Genomic DNA, 15,175 nt, shown 5'->3' with positions numbered 1-15,175 from the left:
AAGTTGCCAACTAACACTAGAAGGCAGACCAACGAACCACGTCTTATGCAAATCGAAGCCATTATCAAAACTTCTCTCCAAAGTGCATTAAAGGAGATTTATAATGTTGAAGAGTCAACAATCGCACTTCAACCTACCAAAAAAGATTTTGAAGGTTTTTATACATTCGTAACGTTCCCGTACACCAAAAGCCTCCGCAAGCCTCCCGTCGAAATCGGGAATGCGCTCGGGGCATACGTGTTGGAAAAGTCGGGAGTAGTGAGCAACTTCAACGTTGTACAAGGGTTTTTGAACCTTAGTATTGACGAATCAGCCTGGGTGGGCGCCCTTAATGCCTTGGCTCTCGACGAAAACTTTGGCTTTGCCGCTCCCAATGGACAGTCGGTGATGGTGGAGTTTTCTTCGCCTAATACCAACAAACCGCTGCACTTGGGGCACTTACGGAATAACTTTTTGGGGGATTCGGTCGCCCGTATTTTGAAAGCCAACGGCTACGACGTTATCAAAACTTGCCTTGTCAACGACCGTGGGATTCACATTTGTAAGTCGATGCTGGCCTATGCCAAACTGGGTAACGGCGAAACGCCTGAGTCGGCGGAAATGAAAGGTGATCACTTGATTGGAAAATATTACGTGTTGTTTGACAAAGAATACAAACAGCAAATCCAAACCCTTGTAGCGGAGGGAATGACCAAAGAAGAAGCCGAGAAAAAAGCGCCGTGGATGCTCGAAGCCCAAGAATTGCTCCGTAAATGGGAGCAGGGCGATGAGGTCACCGTTACGCTTTGGAAAACCATGAACGAGTGGGTGTATGCGGGCTTTAACGATACGTATCAGAAAATTGGGGTGAGTTTTGACAAAACCTACTACGAGTCAAATACGTACTTGCTCGGGAAAGATGCCGTAGAAGAAGGTTTGGCCAAAGGTGTGTTTTTCAAAAAGCCCGATAATTCAGTATGGATTGATTTGACCGAAGAGGGGCTAGACGAAAAGCTAGTGCTGCGCGGCGATGGTACCTCGGTGTACATTACCCAAGACTTAGGCACAACGGATTTGAAGTTTACCGATTTTTCTACCAATAAGTCGATTTGGGTCGTTGGAAATGAGCAGGATTATCACTTCCAAGTGCTTTTTGCCATTCTCAAACGCCTCGGTCGCACTTACGCCGAAGGTTGTTATCACTTGAGTTATGGAATGGTGGACTTGCCATCAGGAAAAATGAAGTCGCGGGAAGGAACGGTGGTGGACGCCGACGAACTCGTAGCAGAAGTAACCGCCGCCGCTGCCGAAGAAGGCAACGCCAAAGGCAAAATCGACGATTTTACGGAGGCCGAAAAGCAAAAGCTGTTCTCGATGCTTGGGTTGGGGGCGTTGAAGTATTATTTGTTGAAAGTAGATCCGCAAAAACGGATGTTGTTCAACCCTGCCGAATCGGTGGAGTTGCACGGACATACGGGGCCGTTTATTCAATACACCCACGCCCGTACGCGTTCGGTGTTGCGCAAAGCGGTGCAGTTAGGCATTGACTGGAACAAACCTGCCTCGACGGTAGCGCTAACGGCTTCTGAACAAGAAGTGATTTTTGCCCTTACGCAATTCCCTGACCGCGTAGCGGATGCGGGTCGTAACTACTCACCCGCGTTGATTTCGCAGTATGCGTACGAATTGGCGAAGGTATATAATACGTTTTACGCTGAAGTTTCGATTTTACAAGAGCCAAACGCGGCGGCACAACACGTGCGCTTGCTACTGACCCAAGCCATTGCTGATTCGATTCGTAAAGCAATGGAGCTTTTGGGCATTGAAGTACCCGATAGAATGTAGGAGAATGTCGAATGTCTCTCAAAACCGCAAGGCCGTATGTGCTTTGCGGTTTTTTTATGGGTTTATGATTTCTAGTCCCCTGTAAAGACGTTTGAGAGACAGTGGACATTGCTGAATGGCGTACAAAATAGCGGTGGCATCGTCGCCGTCGTAGTCGCGGACAATCCAAGTGGCATCGGGTTGTTTGGTATAGACCGATACGTGTTTGCGGTCTTGATGTACCAATACGTATTCTTTGAAACTTGGAATGGTACGGTAATACTCGTATTTGAGGGTTCGGTCGTACTCTTTGGTGGAGTCGGACAGTACTTCTACGACGACAAGAGGGTTGGTAATTGTATCTTTTCGGTTTTGGTAAAACGCTGGCTTTTCACAAATCACTACTGCATCGGGATACACAAACTTGTTGTATTGCTCAATTCGGATTTTAGTGTCGCTGTTACTTACCACAAGATTTACATCATTACTTTCCAAAAAAGAATCAATGAGATTGGCTGCTTTTTGAGCCAATCGATTATGAGTTAATTGTCCTCCTGCCATTTTTTTGATAATGCCGTCATGGTATTCATGTTTATAAATGGATTTGTCTTCTGCCCTGAAATATTCTTCAATAGACACCTTTTGGGGAGGCAGTAGTGCTTTTCGACGAGAGGTTTTCGTTAACATGGTCAGTTGATTTAAAAAGTATCTTTGGTAAAGATAAATAAAAACCCTGAAAAAGATAGGTTACTTTTTCAGGGTTTTTCCAATTATAACGTCAGAAACGTGATACCATGAGCGTCCCGAATTACATCTTGGGACTAGCTTTTAATTAGGCCAAAACGCGAACTTCTTTGCTCAACGCTTCTAAAAACAAATCAGCTTCTTCTTTTTTGAGTGCGAGCGACGGCAACAAACGAATGGTGTTTTTGCCTGCTACGCCCGTGAATAATTTATAGTCGAACAACAGCTTGTTGCGGAGGTCTTCAATGGCGAAATCGTATTCGATGCCAATCATCAACCCACGTCCGCGAAGCTCTTTGTAGCCACCGATTTCGGCAATGCCTTTCATCAAATAATCCCCGATTTCTACGGCGTTGGCCATGAGGTTTTCTTCCTTCATGATGTCGAGTACAGCAATACCCGCCGCACACGCCAAGTGATTTCCGCCGAAGGTAGTTCCCAACATGCCGTATTTGGCTTGGAACTTGGGCGAAATCAAAACCCCTGCAATGGGGAAACCGTTGCCCATGCCTTTGGCCGTGGTGTATAGGTCGGCGTGAAGGTCGGTGTAGTGTTGGTTTGAGAAAAATTTGCCCGAACGACCATAACCGCACTGTACGCTGTCCAAAATAAAGGTAGCGTTGCTTTCATCACATTTCTGACGGATGGCCCGCAAAAACTCTTCTGATGCTACTTGGATACCACCCACGCCTTGGATGCCTTCAACGATGATGGCACACACGTCGGTCATGTCATGCTGACGAATGGCTTCGGCGTCGTTGAACGGCAAAAACGTGACGTGTTTGTTGTAGTTGACAGGCGCAACAATCGACGGGTTGTCGGTCATCGCAACTGCTCCTGCCGTACGGCCGTGAAACGACTTCGTAAAGGCGACTATTTTGCTACCGCCGTTGTAAAAAGAGGCCAACTTAATGGCGTTTTCGTTGGCTTCAGCACCAGAGTTGCACAAAAAGAGGGTATAATCGGGATAGCCCGCGAGGTCGCCTAGTTTTTGGGCCAATTCATCCTGTAACGGTATCCTGACAGAGTTGGAGTAGAAGTTAATTCGTCGCAACTGTTCCGTCATTTTTTCGACGTAATGGGGGTGACAATGACCCACCGAAATCACGGCGTGACCGCCGTAAAGGTCGAGGTACTTCTCGCCTTTGCTGTCCCAGAGCCAAGAGCCTTGCGCTTGGACGGGTTCGATGTCGTAAATCGGATAAACGTTAAACAGGTTCATGATACTAAGTGGCAAGCCACCGTTAATTGTTATTAGTTAGTCGTACAACAAACACGTTATCAAACTAACTTAAAATAAAAAAACTCCGCAAAGATACCGAATCTGGCGGAGAATGTGGTGGAATAGGTGAATGGATTTGCTCATTCTCCTCACTCATACTTAACATCAAAACGTCCTTCGGTAACTTTTACTGTTTCTTTGGAAACAACGAATTCGGCATCAAACGCAAATCTGCCTGAGACGATTCGGTTCACGGTGTCCAATCGGGAGATGACGACTTGTCCTGGGTTTGATGATTTTGTCTTGAAAATCTTGAAATTGTTGTCGTAATAAATCCCGAAAGGTTTGTCGTACAAATCTTCCAATAGATTAGTACCCACGACTCCTTTGGGCAGCGTTAGCTGAACGCGGTCTTTGGTGCTGGCATTGGTATGGATAAACAAATAAAAAGTAGTAGCATTCAACCGCTTAAACTCTACCTCAATGGCTTTGGCGGCGGGGCCTTGGTCGTTCCGAATGCCGTCTGCAATCCATACTTTTCCATTGATTTTACAACCAAAAGTATTGAGCCCCTCAGTCGTAGGAGCGGGTAAGGCATCATCTTTGGGTTGGCAGCTATTGATGATTAGTAGGCTCAAGAGTAGTAGTGTTAGAGGGAAATTCTTCATAAGAAATTGTGGAAATAGTAGTTATATTCATCAAATAGCTTTGTAAGTCTCTTTGGATTCTACGGCTAAGAATTAACCAATGAAAAAACGCATCTTCATTTATCTTTTTTGCTTTTTGTGTAGTAGCGCAAATGCCCAAGAAAAACTCTTTGGAGAAAGAGGGTACGAGGCTAGATATACTCCCACGGAAAAGGATAGTCTCGTCGTGTATGTAAAAGATGCTCAGGATAATAGGCCAATGCCGAGTGCGTTTATTTGGTTAAACAAACATAAAGCTGGAGAGGCCACGGGAAGGTATGTGACGGATTCGTTGGGAATGGTAAAAATTAGCTTGGCTGAGAAATTAAGGGCAGTAACAATCAAAAGTTTGGGATACCATCACGCCAAAATTGATCGAGTTTTTAGGGGGAATAGTAGAGGTAAATGGACGCTGACTGTTTACATGATACCTGTTCAGGCTAGTTTTCCCAATGAGGTTGTTTATCCGAGAAAAAAGAAATGATAGCCTATTTTCCTCGGATAAAAACCCAACCTATGCTTTCTCAAACAAATGCCCCCAAATCACTTCATAGACATCCGTAGCTTGGAGTTCGGCCTGCGTGAGGGGAGTGTCTGTAATACAAATGGGATAAAATTCGGGTGAAGCGCTGATGCCTCCGTGTGAACCTTTGATGAGCGTAGCATCCAGCGGAATAACGTCCATCAAATAACGGAAACCGAGCAGCTTACGCGCTAATTTATAGCCCGCTCGAAGTTTGATAAACGGATTTTTGGGATCCATAAACATCTCAACGGGGTCGTAGCCTGGTTTGCGGTGGATGTCAACCAAATGCGCGTAATCGGGCGCTTTGGCGTCGTCGAGCCAATAATAGTACGTAAACCAACTGTCGGGCTTGGCTACCGCGACCAAGTCGCCCGCCCGCTCGTGGTCGATGTGATGCGCTTTTTTGCCATCTTCGTCCAGTACGAGTTCGATTCCTTCGGTTTGTTCGAGGCGTTTTTTTACCTGCGCTTTTACGGCAGGGTCATTGATATAAATGTGGGCAATTTGGTGGTCGGCAGCAGCAAATGCTTTAGAAGCACCCGCGTCCAAAAGCTCATACCAACGCTCGTTACGTACTGAAATCAGACCTTCTTCGCGCAAAATACGATTGATGTGAACGGGACGATGAACGGGGTTAATGCCGTATTCGGAAAGTAAAACAATGCGGGTGTTTTTGGCTTCGTAATGCCGCACCAAATCGGCCACGACTTGGTCGATTTCATTGAGTTCTTTGCTAATCTTTGAAAAATCAGGGCCGAATTTTTGTAAACAATAATCCAAATGCGGCAAATAAATGAGCGTCAGCGTAGGGTCATGTTTGCGGTCAACCCACAGCGATGCATCGGCAATCCATTTTGTCGATTTGATATTGGCATTGGGTCCCCAAAAATTAAACAGCGGAAATTGTCCCAAATCTTGCTGAAGTTCGTCGCGCAACGATGCAGGGTAGGCGTAGCAATCGGGTGCTTTCACCCCGTCGGCGTGGTATTGGGGGCGGGGTGTGACCGAAAAGTCGGCGGTAGAGTACATGTTGTACCACCAAAACATCTTGGAACAGGTGAACGACGGGTCTTGACGTTTGGCGGCATCCCAGATTTTTTCGGCTTTCACCAACTTGTTGGATTGCTTCCAAAACTTCATTTCGGCGTCTTCGCGGTCGTACCAGCCGTTGGCCACAATCCCGTGTTCCGAGGGCCATTTACCCGTTACATAACAACTCTGCGAAGTGGTCGTTACGGCAGGCAGCACGGGCTTAATCGGCGTTGTGTGGCGTGATTTAACGTACTCGCTCAAAAAAGGAGTATGTTCTCCAATCAAATTGGCACTCAGGCCAACAATATCTATGACAACGGTTTTGTTCATTTGAGTTGTTCTTGTACCCATTGCATTTCGCGGACAATAGACTCGCCGATGGGTTTTTGCATATCGGTAGGCAACACGCCCCAGGTATAAGTTTCGACTTCAAGGTGTTGGGTAAACGGCGTAGCCTTATGTACATTGAGCGTCTTCACAATTTCAGCCTGTGTCGAGTCAAGTAAGCCGTACGAATCAATAAACAGCGGCACGTGGAAGTGAATCCGCCATTCGTTGTGGGTACTAGCGTCGGCTTGGAGGGCTTCTGCCAAATCGGGGAATTTTTGGAACGTGCCTTCTTCGGTTTTTGCGACGACTTGGTGCAAATACACGGGTTCGTCGAAGCTTCTAATGGCGTCTAATTTTTCAGCGCGTTGGTCGTTCAATGTCATCTTTACGGCTGAACTAATCTGAATTTTTCCAACTCGGATTCCTACCTCTTTGAGCTGGTCAACAATGACTTGTGGCTCTTCATAACTGACCGCAAAGTGACAAACATCGTAGCAAAGTTGTACGTGGGTCAGCAAGGTTTCTTGGGCGATTTCGGGAGAAAGACCGTGTTTTTCGACTAGAAAAGCAGTGCCTTTTGGTAAAAAATATTCACTGTACCACTCGATAAACTCCTGCCCGTTTTCCAAAATGCCGTCGGGTTCAGGCTCAATGTCAAGGTGCATGAGTTTGTCCGTCGATTTCCGCAATTCCATTAGCGTTTCGACCACCTGCAAAATATTTTCGGTCGCCGTTTTGATGGCTTGTTGTTTATCTTCTTCGGTTTCCCACCAATAGCGGTACGAAAGGGGAGAAGTAGAAATCCCGCCTTCCATTCCTTCGGGTAGTAACTGGGCCAAAATCCCAAACAAACGCTGCGTATAAGCCGTGCGGTCGTCGGTGGTCCAGTCAGGCGTGTGTACATCGTCTTTCACGCGGGTAGCATGAAAACCGCCGTACGGGAAGCCGTTCATGGTAAAAACGTAGATATTATTGGCGCTCAACCATGCCTTAAATTCAGCCAATTTTTCAGGCTCCGCCAACTCGATAGATGCGTCGTTGGCTAGACGAAGCCCCAATGCAAAAGGAGCATTAGGCGAAAGCTGCGATTGGATGTACGGCAGGTTGTCGCGCAGGGTTTTAAAATGATCCTCCCATCGTTCGCCAGGGTGAATGTTGCTACAATAAGTGAGGTGTCCGTAGGGAGTTTTCATGGTAATAAACGTTTTTTAACCGACCAGCAAATTCGCATAATTCCCTTCCAAATAATCCACTGACTCAGCAATGAGGTCGGCGTCCATTTCGTGGACTTCAACGCCCTTTCCGATGCGGTCGAGGAGCATGATGGTCAGGCGGCCGCCCAAGTGTTCTCTAAATTCTTGTAGGCCGTTGCGAAGGTTGATTTTGTCGTTTTCGGCGAGTTTGGGGTGGTAAAGGTCAAAACCTAATTTTTGGATAACCGTTAAAATACGCTGCAATTCGGTGTTGGTGAGTTTTCCTACTTTGACCGAATACACACAGTCGAGGGCAATGCCAATGGCAACTGCTTCGCCGTGGCGCACCTGAAAATCGGTGAGGTATTCGAGCTTGTGAGCCGCCCAGTGGCCAAAATCCAGCGGTCGCGAAGAACCAAATTCAAAGGGGTCGCCGCTGCGGATGTGTTCAACGTGCATTTCGGCGCAGCGATGAATCAAGTAAGCCATCACCTCTTCATTGCGCTGGGCAAGGGCTTCGGCGTTGACTTCAATCCACTCAAAAAACGATTGGTCTTTGATGAGTGCAACTTTGATGGCTTCTGCAATGCCCCCGCGCCAGTCGCGGTCGTCGAGGGTTTGGAGAAACGTCAAGTCGTTAAACACCGCTACGGGCGGAGCAAACGTCCCCAAAAAGTTTTTCTTTCCACGGTAGTTGATGCCATTTTTCACTCCTACGCCCGAATCGTTTTGGGACAATACCGTCGTCGGAATCCGAATGTGCTTCACACCACGGTGCGATACGGCTGCGGCGTATCCGACCAAGTCTAAAATGGCTCCTCCGCCGATGCCAATGACAAACGAATGGCGGTCAATGCCGTAATTATCAATGGCTTCTACGAGTTCGTCGAACAAGCTAGGGTCGTTTTTTGCCGCTTCTCCGCCAGGCAAAACAAGTAGCTGAGGCACAAGTTTCACCAGGTCTTCAAGGGAAGAAAAATAAAGGTTAATCTCTTCTTGAAGTTGTGGATGATGAGCTAGAAAACCTCCATCAATGGCTATCAATACTTTACGTTGAAAGCCAGCTTGGCCAAACGAACCAAAGAACGAACGCAACGTATCATTGGCAACGTCGAATAGTCGTTTGGTGAAAAAAATAGAATAGGTATAAGGTACCTGAAACGTTTGTTGTAAGATTTGCATAAGTTTAAACTCGCTAAGTCACCGCAAAAATACGGGCCAATCGTATGGATAACGGAAGTAGTAGCAGAACACCAAGGGCTAGAGGCCAGTTCCCAAATACTACGCACCAAGACGCATCCATCACAATAAGCGATAAAACGCCAGATTTTACCGCTTTGCCGATGTTGGGGCCAATAGGATTTTGTATGGCTGTCCACAAAGGACGCCCTACCAACCACGCATGAAGAGCAATGAGAAGGAATGCCAATGGCGCATTTCCTTGTTGGTGTGCTACCAGAAATTGCACTGCATGGACGGTAGTATATAAGGAAGCAGCGATGTACAACGAGCGCCGTTTTCCTCCGTGAACTTCGTCTTGACTAATAAGCGTAATAGCGCCAATGTAAGCAATAGGCACCAACGCCACCCAGCCCCATTCCGACAAAGAAGGCTCAACGGCACTCATGCCAAGAAGCAAATTTCCTCCCCGACAAAGCCCCATGGTCAACGGCCCCCAAAAAGCACTATGTTTGGCAAAACGGTCGTAAATGACGGCTAAAATAGCTACTGTAATGGCAATTTCGGCGCTTAGAATGCTGAACTGTGCGGCGGCTAACACGCCCAAAAGTAGTAAACCAACCCCCAAAATGGCAGCGGCCTGCACCGATACTTTGCCGCTTGGGATGGGGCGTTCGGGGCGCTCGATGGCGTCGAGTTTGGCGTCAAAAACGTCGTTCATCACCACGCCGCCGCCGTACAAGCCTATCGTGGCTGGAATCAGCCAATAGGCGTTGTTGGGAGTGGGTTCAAAAACGAACTGGGCAATGGTCATCCCCGCCAAAATATCGGCGATTGCCGTGACAATGTTGGCAGGACGAGCGAGTTGAAAATAGGGTTTGAGGCTACTCACGTTACTTGATAATCAGCGTGTTTGTTTTTTTTGCGCCAGGTTCCTGGCCTCCGCGCAAAATGGTATTTCCATTAAATTTTTGGCTTTGGTCAATGGTCAGGCCATTTTCAAAATCGCTGACGTCAATTTGACCACTTTTGGCAAAAGCATCGATGGCATTTTGGTACGTAACCAACCGAATGGCCTCGTCCGAAATGCCGTTGAGTTTCATCAAAACCGCCGTTTTTGGAATTGCCAACGGGTCAGAAATTCCCCAGTCGGCAGCGGAGTTGACCATGATGCGTTCGGGGCCGTATTGCTCCACAATTTTCACCATTCGTTCGTTGCTCATTTTGGTGAAAGGATAAATCGTAAATGCTGCCCAAAAACCTTGGTCGAGCACACTTTTTACCGTCTCTTCGTTGTTATGGTCCACAATCACCCACGACGGGTCGATACCGTGCTCCAATGCGATGGCCATGCTGCGCTCGGTGCCGCGTTTTTTATCGCGGTGGGGGGTGTGAATTTGCACGGGCAACTTGGCTTTTTTTGCCAGTTCCAACTGTAAACGGTAGTATTTTTCTTCGGCAGCCGTTTGGTCGTCAAACCCAATTTCTCCCACCCCTACTACGCCTTCTTTGTACAGGTACAACGGCAATATTTCCATTACCTGCTCGGCCAAAGGCTCGTTGTTGGCTTCGCGGGAATTGAGGCCAATCGTGCAATAATGTTTGATGCCAAACTGAGACGAACGAAAACGCTCCCAACCGACCAAGCTGCTAAAATAGTCTTTGAAGGTGGAAAGCCCCGTGCGCGGCTGCCCTACCCAAAACGCGGGTTCAATCAGCGCCACAATGCCCGCGTCGCGCATGGCCTCGTAGTCGTCGGTAGTACGGGATACCATGTGGATGTGCGGGTCAAAAAAACGCATTCCACGAATCAGGTCACGGTGCGATTCCCAACTCAAGTCAGTGTGGGCGACTACCTCCTCCGACTCTTCAAAGTGAGAGGGGTTTTGTTCAAGTTCTTTATGGTTTTGACACATAGGTATTCAGGTCAGAAAATTCAAGATTTGTCCACGTAATGTGGTGATTGTTAACAATTTTTTCTAAATGTGGATAACTCGCCAGTAATTGTAAAGCAGGCTCGTAATTGGAATGATAACAAGCCAAGGCTGCGGCTTGTTGGTCGTATTCAACGTCTGACTGAAACAAATGTTTCATATCTTCCAACAACGTTTCGTTCAAAAACTTGGAGGTCAGTCGCCATACTTGAGGCGCTACCCACCGTCCTGCGGCCCAGCGTTCGTGCGCGAAATCAGATAGCGTCAGCACGAGTTTTTCGTTGCTACGTTCTTCCAATCCATAAATCAGGTGAAGCGGTTTGTCGTTAAAAATTCCCTTCAAAACCAATTGATTCCAGGCCAATTCGGAAAAATGATGATAAGGGTACGGGTTGCCCAAGGCAATGGCTTCATAAACCACGCCCATGTTGGAACGAACGGCATCGGTCGCCCTAAACAGCCATTGTTCGGGATAGGCCAGAAGAGGCAACGCCGAATAAAGCGCCACCAACTCGTTCATTTCGGCCGTATCAAAGAGGGTTTCGATGTGGCGGCAATACGCTTCTTTGTTGGAGGCATCCAAGCAGCTCAACAGCCACACGCGGCTTAGGCGCACAAAACTCCAGCCTTCTACCGAAAAACCTTCGATGAGGTTATCAAGCTCGGCGGCTTGTTCGGGGCTGGGTTGAACGAATCGTTTGGACAAAAACCGCGGGGCGGCCACAAAAGCGGTCATCAATTCGAGCGGGTGAGCGACGCCCTGTTTTTCGAGCCATTCCGACTCGGCTGTAGTAAGGTGGGTGGTCAAAATCTCCCACAACAAGCTCTTTATTGGTTCATACATAGCATTCAGTCGTTCTTTGTTCAAAGACCCATGACAAAGGTACAATGGTAGTCAATGAGCGCAGACAATACAATGATAAAAATTAGGAAATCGACGTGTTTAGACTTTCTTAGATAACCACATAGGGAACATAGAAGTTTTCACAATAGGAATCATAAAAAACTAAGTGGTTTATGTGGTTAAAAAGAGAATCAAACCCTGTTACTTTGCATATAAAAACAAGAAGGGAATGTCTCTTACTCATTTGAATGCCGACGGAAATCCCAGCATGGTTGATGTGTCGGAAAAAGCAGTCACGAAACGCGTCGCCAAAGCGCGGACTATTGTGGTATTGGGCGATGAAATCATGGATTTGCTCCAAAACGACGAAATTAATACAAAAAAAGGCCCCGTTTTTCAGACCGCGATTATTGCAGGAGTGATGGCGGCCAAGCGCACGGGGGAGCTAATTCCACTTTGCCACCCGTTGGGGCTCGAAAACTGTCAAGTAGAAATATCGGTCAACGAAGCCCGCGAGGTCGTGATTGAATGTACCGCCAGCGTGACGGGGAAAACAGGCATTGAAATGGAAGCGTTGACTGGAGCAAGCGTAGCTGCGCTGACTATTTACGACATGTGTAAAGCCATGAGCCAGCATATTGTCATCAAAGAAACCCGCCTTATTGCCAAAACAGGAGGTAAAAGAGATTTTAGATTGTAGCGAAAAAAAAGTATTTTTGGTTAGGAAAAACGTCCATTATCATGACTTTGGAAGAAGCTGTTGTGTCAGACCCCGAAATTTTGGGAGGAACACCTGTATTTAGGGGAACGCGAGTCCCTGTCAAAAACTTGTTTGACTATTTGCATCATGGAGATTCGTATCACGCCTTTTTGTCTGACTTTGATTATATCTCAGAAGAACAAATACAGGCAGTGCTAGATTTTGCCAAACGTAATTTTACTTCTCATGATACGTCTGCCTTTGCGAGTGCTGCTTGATGAAAACCTGCCTACTAAACTCAAATATCGCTTTGAGTCAACAACCTTAGCTGTAACTACTATTCGTGATCAAAATTGGCTGGGGAAAAAGAATGGAGAGTTACTAAGGCTAATGTTAGATAACGGCTTCCATGTGCTTGTGACCAATGATAAAAGTATTCGTTATCAGCAGAATACGTACAATATACCGCTATTCATTCTTCAGCTGAATCTGTTTTCAAATCGCTACGACGATATACTTCCTCAAGTGCCGAAAATCCAAGAGGTGCTTATTAAGCTATATCATGACATTGAGAATGAAGGATTTCCAGTGACACTGACAACTGTTGATTTATAAAAAAATGGGCTGGTCGATAAGGCCAGCCCATTGACGTTTGTGAGGCTATTTGTCTTTGATAACCAGTACTTTTATTTTTCGCTCGGCCTCAACTAGCTGCAATCCTATTTTCCTTAATTCTTCGTGAATTTGTTTGGGCGTTTCGTTGTACCAAGGAATGTCCAAATCGTACAAGCCTGTTAGACCTGTTTCGTCGATGACGGTTTTGTTAATTTGATTTTCCAAAAAATCTGCAAGGGTTGCCACGCCCGACGCTTTCATGGATAATCCTTTTCCACTGTAGCTTGAGGCAGGGGTGGTTTCTGGTTTTGACTCCGTGAGTTTGGCGGCGGTGTCCTTGATTCTTTGAAGAACTTTTACGGGGCGTACTCGCTCTTCAATCAATGATTGATAGCCAAAATAGATTTCTAATTGCTGCTTCATGATGTCGAACCGTTTTTCGCCAAGGTGTTCGGGAACGATTAAGTCAAAACAGACACAATTTTGCTCGTTCCAAGAAAATTTTGAAGGGTCAGATACGTCCAGTACTGTTCGGATGCCTGGCGGAAATTGATGCGCAACTTCAAATAACGTTTTGGGAGAAAGGTTGGTCGCAACGATTCGCCGCCCTTCGTAGATGCTACCACCTCCTTTTGGGTTACAAAAAGAGGGATAACCTTCCTTAAAAGGGGTAATGGTAAGCTGAAAAGTAAAGTCGCCATTGCCAGAAAGTGGCAAAGAAGGGTCAAAATCAATGACATCTTTTTTCTCCTTTACACTCACAGCCTTCCCCGCAAGAAGGTTCTTAATTAATGCTTCGGATAACTCGGACGAAGTCGTGATGGCCTGTACGGTTCCCATTTTATCAATCAAGACCGTGTGGGGAATGGTGCGGTGAGGGAAAATTTTCGCCAGCGCTCTTTTTTCATCAATCACAACGGGAAGGGTTGTTTTTCGCTTTTCCAAAAAACGTTTTATCCGCATTTCGGGGTCGTCTGTGATGGTAATGACCTGAAGGTCGTTGCGGAATTTGGCTTGAAGTTTTTCTAATTCTGGAAACGATTGAATACAAGGCCCGCACCAAGTAGCCCAAAAATCAAGGATGACAATCTTGCCTTTGAAGTCGCTGAGCGTGGCGTTGGTTTTCTCAAAATTGACAATGGTTTCAAACTTCAGTTCGGGGGATTTTTTGCCCAGTAAGGATTCCGTTTGGGTAAATGCCTGAAAAGAAACGGCCAACAATACAAAGATGACTAAATGCTTCACGCGGTTTGATGTTATGTTAATAAGGTGGGATGGCTGTTTTAGTATTGAGGCTGGCTTTTTGGGCCAGCCTCAATTGTGGGGGTTACTTTTTCTTTCTCAAATAAACATTACCCTGCGTAGTGCGAAGCATGATTTTGGTTTGTGGTTCGTTTAGTACGTATTTGGGGAATGATTTGTCGGAGTCAAGCCACGCATAAGACAAGCCATTGGTCGAGATGATATTATTCGCATTCCATTCATTGCCATCCCATACATAGACGCTACTTGGGGCAGGCGCGGAAGCACTCGCCGCTGAGCCAGAAAAAGTCCTAGACTGCCCCCAGCCCGAAGAAGAGGCATATCCGTTTACGGTCACGGTACGGTCAGCATCTCGCTGGGCAATGACAGCATCAAGCGCGCGTTTTTCTTCTACCGAACCTTCGGTTTTGGTCGGCGTCGTATAAGATTTCAAATCAAGGTCAGTAAACATATTGCCGTTGGCCGATGAAATACTGAATAAAACCTTGGCTTTATCAGGGACGGTTACGTCCACATCATTGCCATACGTGACAATCGACGAAGGTTTGTCAGGCATTTTATCGTTAAAAATTACCTTGATTTTTCCCTGCTGCGAATTGGCAACAATCGGCCCCGATACGTCGGTGAGCGTAATGGCTTCGTAATTGGTGTTGATTTCGAGTGGGCCTTCCATGCCAGCAATACTCATACCGTTTTCGTTGCAAGAGCAGGAATGGCGTTTTTTGACTGTAATGCCCAATTCTTTTGGAACCCGAATTTTGTACATCGTTTTACCTTTCATCACGGTTGTAATGGTAAGCGTGTTGCCATTGGCATTGACTGATAGCCCAATGTTGGTATTGTCAACGCCCGTGGCCGACAAAGGGCGGAGTCCTTCGGCGTCTTTGGGTACAGAAGGGACATCTTTGGCTTCGATGATAACCTCGTCGCCGTTGTAGCCTTCCATGTCGAGTTGTTTGGCATCGATGTTCATGACGAGGCTTTTGCCTGGCCCGCTAAACTTGGTCTTGAATACTTTGGCTTCTTGCGCTACTACAGTGGTTGCAACGACGAAAAGGGCTATGAAAAAAGAGGCTGTTTTCATGGGATTGTACATAAATGTGT

General features: G+C 46.6%; 16 protein-coding genes. 5 read left to right on the top strand and 11 right to left on the bottom strand.

Annotation, left to right across the window (positions count from 1 at the left end; genetic code table 11):
* Nucleotides 1-45: 45 nt before the first annotated feature.
* Nucleotides 46-1,824 (top strand): arginine--tRNA ligase, encoded by a 1,779-nt coding sequence (gene argS / locus DTQ70_RS20220; protein ID WP_122934493.1) that lies wholly within the window; start codon nt 46-48, stop codon nt 1,822-1,824.
* A 54-nt stretch (nt 1,825-1,878) separates the two neighbouring features.
* Here the strand turns inward: argS and DTQ70_RS20215 are convergent, their stop codons facing one another.
* The 3 genes from DTQ70_RS20215 to DTQ70_RS20205 form a co-directional block, all read right to left on the bottom strand.
* The gene (locus DTQ70_RS20215) at nt 1,879-2,490 is read right to left on the bottom strand and encodes a Uma2 family endonuclease (RefSeq protein WP_122932489.1); all 612 of its coding nucleotides are present in this window, start codon (nt 2,488-2,490) and stop codon (nt 1,879-1,881) included.
* Between the two features lie 145 nt (nt 2,491-2,635).
* Nucleotides 2,636-3,772 carry an aspartate aminotransferase family protein gene (locus DTQ70_RS20210; protein ID WP_122934492.1) on the bottom strand — a complete coding sequence of 379 codons (1,137 nt, stop codon included), beginning with the start codon at nt 3,770-3,772 and terminating at the stop codon, nt 2,636-2,638.
* Nucleotides 3,773-3,918: 146 nt separating this feature from the next.
* A complete protein-coding gene (locus tag DTQ70_RS20205; RefSeq protein WP_122932488.1) occupies nt 3,919-4,407 on the bottom strand; it encodes a DUF6252 family protein in 489 nt (162 codons plus the stop codon).
* A 109-nt stretch (nt 4,408-4,516) separates the two neighbouring features.
* Here DTQ70_RS20205 and DTQ70_RS20200 point away from each other — a divergent pair, with 109 nt between their 5' ends.
* Entirely contained in the window at nt 4,517-4,939 is a 423-nt protein-coding gene (locus DTQ70_RS20200; protein WP_122932487.1) for a hypothetical protein, read from the top strand.
* A gap of 30 nt (nt 4,940-4,969) precedes the next feature.
* On the opposite strand, the gene DTQ70_RS20195 is transcribed toward DTQ70_RS20200, so the two are convergent.
* From DTQ70_RS20195 to DTQ70_RS20170, 6 genes are read right to left on the bottom strand one after another with little or no spacing between them, the layout of a single operon-like run.
* Nucleotides 4,970-6,343 (bottom strand): alkaline phosphatase family protein, encoded by a 1,374-nt coding sequence (locus tag DTQ70_RS20195; protein ID WP_122932486.1) that lies wholly within the window; start codon nt 6,341-6,343, stop codon nt 4,970-4,972.
* Nucleotides 6,340-7,536 (bottom strand): metabolite traffic protein EboE, encoded by a 1,197-nt coding sequence (eboE, locus tag DTQ70_RS20190; RefSeq protein ID WP_122932485.1) that lies wholly within the window; start codon nt 7,534-7,536, stop codon nt 6,340-6,342. Before eboE ends, DTQ70_RS20195 begins: the two co-directional genes overlap by 4 nt.
* Nucleotides 7,537-7,551: 15 nt before the next feature.
* The gene (locus DTQ70_RS20185) at nt 7,552-8,718 is read right to left on the bottom strand and encodes a 3-dehydroquinate synthase (protein WP_122932484.1); all 1,167 of its coding nucleotides are present in this window, start codon (nt 8,716-8,718) and stop codon (nt 7,552-7,554) included.
* Between the two features lie 13 nt (nt 8,719-8,731).
* The gene (gene eboC / locus DTQ70_RS20180) at nt 8,732-9,607 is read right to left on the bottom strand and encodes a UbiA-like protein EboC (protein WP_122932483.1); all 876 of its coding nucleotides are present in this window, start codon (nt 9,605-9,607) and stop codon (nt 8,732-8,734) included.
* 1 nt (nt 9,608) lies between these two features.
* Nucleotides 9,609-10,631 carry a TatD family hydrolase gene (locus tag DTQ70_RS20175; RefSeq protein ID WP_122932482.1) on the bottom strand — a complete coding sequence of 341 codons (1,023 nt, stop codon included), beginning with the start codon at nt 10,629-10,631 and terminating at the stop codon, nt 9,609-9,611.
* Nucleotides 10,615-11,493 (bottom strand): EboA domain-containing protein, encoded by an 879-nt coding sequence (locus DTQ70_RS20170; protein ID WP_122932481.1) that lies wholly within the window; start codon nt 11,491-11,493, stop codon nt 10,615-10,617. The genes DTQ70_RS20175 and DTQ70_RS20170 overlap by 17 nt, the downstream gene beginning before the upstream one ends.
* Before the next feature lie 229 nt (nt 11,494-11,722).
* Here DTQ70_RS20170 and moaC point away from each other — a divergent pair, with 229 nt between their 5' ends.
* From moaC to DTQ70_RS20155, 3 genes are read left to right on the top strand one after another with little or no spacing between them, the layout of a single operon-like run.
* Nucleotides 11,723-12,193, top strand: coding sequence for a cyclic pyranopterin monophosphate synthase MoaC (moaC, locus tag DTQ70_RS20165; protein ID WP_122932480.1), 471 nt, complete (start codon nt 11,723-11,725; stop codon nt 12,191-12,193).
* Between the two features lie 41 nt (nt 12,194-12,234).
* Nucleotides 12,235-12,471 carry a DUF433 domain-containing protein gene (locus DTQ70_RS20160; protein WP_122932479.1) on the top strand — a complete coding sequence of 79 codons (237 nt, stop codon included), beginning with the start codon at nt 12,235-12,237 and terminating at the stop codon, nt 12,469-12,471.
* Nucleotides 12,440-12,808: a DUF5615 family PIN-like protein gene (locus DTQ70_RS20155; protein ID WP_164490129.1), complete on the top strand. Its 369-nt coding sequence runs from the start codon at nt 12,440-12,442 to the stop codon at nt 12,806-12,808. Before DTQ70_RS20160 ends, DTQ70_RS20155 begins: the two co-directional genes overlap by 32 nt.
* 45 nt (nt 12,809-12,853) lie before the next feature.
* Here the strand turns inward: DTQ70_RS20155 and DTQ70_RS20150 are convergent, their stop codons facing one another.
* The gene (locus DTQ70_RS20150; protein WP_122932477.1) at nt 12,854-14,053 is read right to left on the bottom strand and encodes a redoxin domain-containing protein; all 1,200 of its coding nucleotides are present in this window, start codon (nt 14,051-14,053) and stop codon (nt 12,854-12,856) included.
* Nucleotides 14,054-14,135: 82 nt separating this feature from the next.
* Nucleotides 14,136-15,155: a hypothetical protein gene (locus DTQ70_RS20145; protein WP_164490128.1), complete on the bottom strand. Its 1,020-nt coding sequence runs from the start codon at nt 15,153-15,155 to the stop codon at nt 14,136-14,138.
* Between the last annotated feature and the right edge of the window lie 20 nt (nt 15,156-15,175).

It is taken from the genome of Runella sp. SP2 (assembly GCF_003711225.1).
Lineage (GTDB): Bacteria > Bacteroidota > Bacteroidia > Cytophagales > Spirosomataceae > Runella.
The sequence above is the reverse complement of the archived record's forward strand: the minus strand, read 5'-3'. Positions and strand labels throughout refer to the sequence as shown.

Excerpts from the sequence above, each read along its gene's own strand:
- argS (WP_122934493.1), top strand. The coding sequence starts at position 46 with ATGCAAATCGAAGCCATTATCAAAACTTCTCTCCAAAGTGCATTAAAG.
- DTQ70_RS20215 (WP_122932489.1), bottom strand. The coding sequence starts at position 2,490 with ATGTTAACGAAAACCTCTCGTCGAAAAGCACTACTGCCTCCCCAAAAG.
- DTQ70_RS20200 (WP_122932487.1), top strand. The coding sequence starts at position 4,517 with ATGAAAAAACGCATCTTCATTTATCTTTTTTGCTTTTTGTGTAGTAGC.
- DTQ70_RS20195 (WP_122932486.1), bottom strand. The coding sequence starts at position 6,343 with ATGAACAAAACCGTTGTCATAGATATTGTTGGCCTGAGTGCCAATTTG.
- eboE (WP_122932485.1), bottom strand. The coding sequence starts at position 7,536 with ATGAAAACTCCCTACGGACACCTCACTTATTGTAGCAACATTCACCCT.
- DTQ70_RS20185 (WP_122932484.1), bottom strand. The coding sequence starts at position 8,718 with ATGCAAATCTTACAACAAACGTTTCAGGTACCTTATACCTATTCTATT.
- DTQ70_RS20175 (WP_122932482.1), bottom strand. The coding sequence starts at position 10,631 with ATGTGTCAAAACCATAAAGAACTTGAACAAAACCCCTCTCACTTTGAA.
- DTQ70_RS20170 (WP_122932481.1), bottom strand. The coding sequence starts at position 11,493 with ATGTATGAACCAATAAAGAGCTTGTTGTGGGAGATTTTGACCACCCAC.
- moaC (WP_122932480.1), top strand. The coding sequence starts at position 11,723 with ATGTCTCTTACTCATTTGAATGCCGACGGAAATCCCAGCATGGTTGAT.
- DTQ70_RS20160 (WP_122932479.1), top strand. The coding sequence starts at position 12,235 with ATGACTTTGGAAGAAGCTGTTGTGTCAGACCCCGAAATTTTGGGAGGA.
- DTQ70_RS20155 (WP_164490129.1), top strand. The coding sequence starts at position 12,440 with ATGATACGTCTGCCTTTGCGAGTGCTGCTTGATGAAAACCTGCCTACT.
- DTQ70_RS20145 (WP_164490128.1), bottom strand. The coding sequence starts at position 15,155 with ATGAAAACAGCCTCTTTTTTCATAGCCCTTTTCGTCGTTGCAACCACT.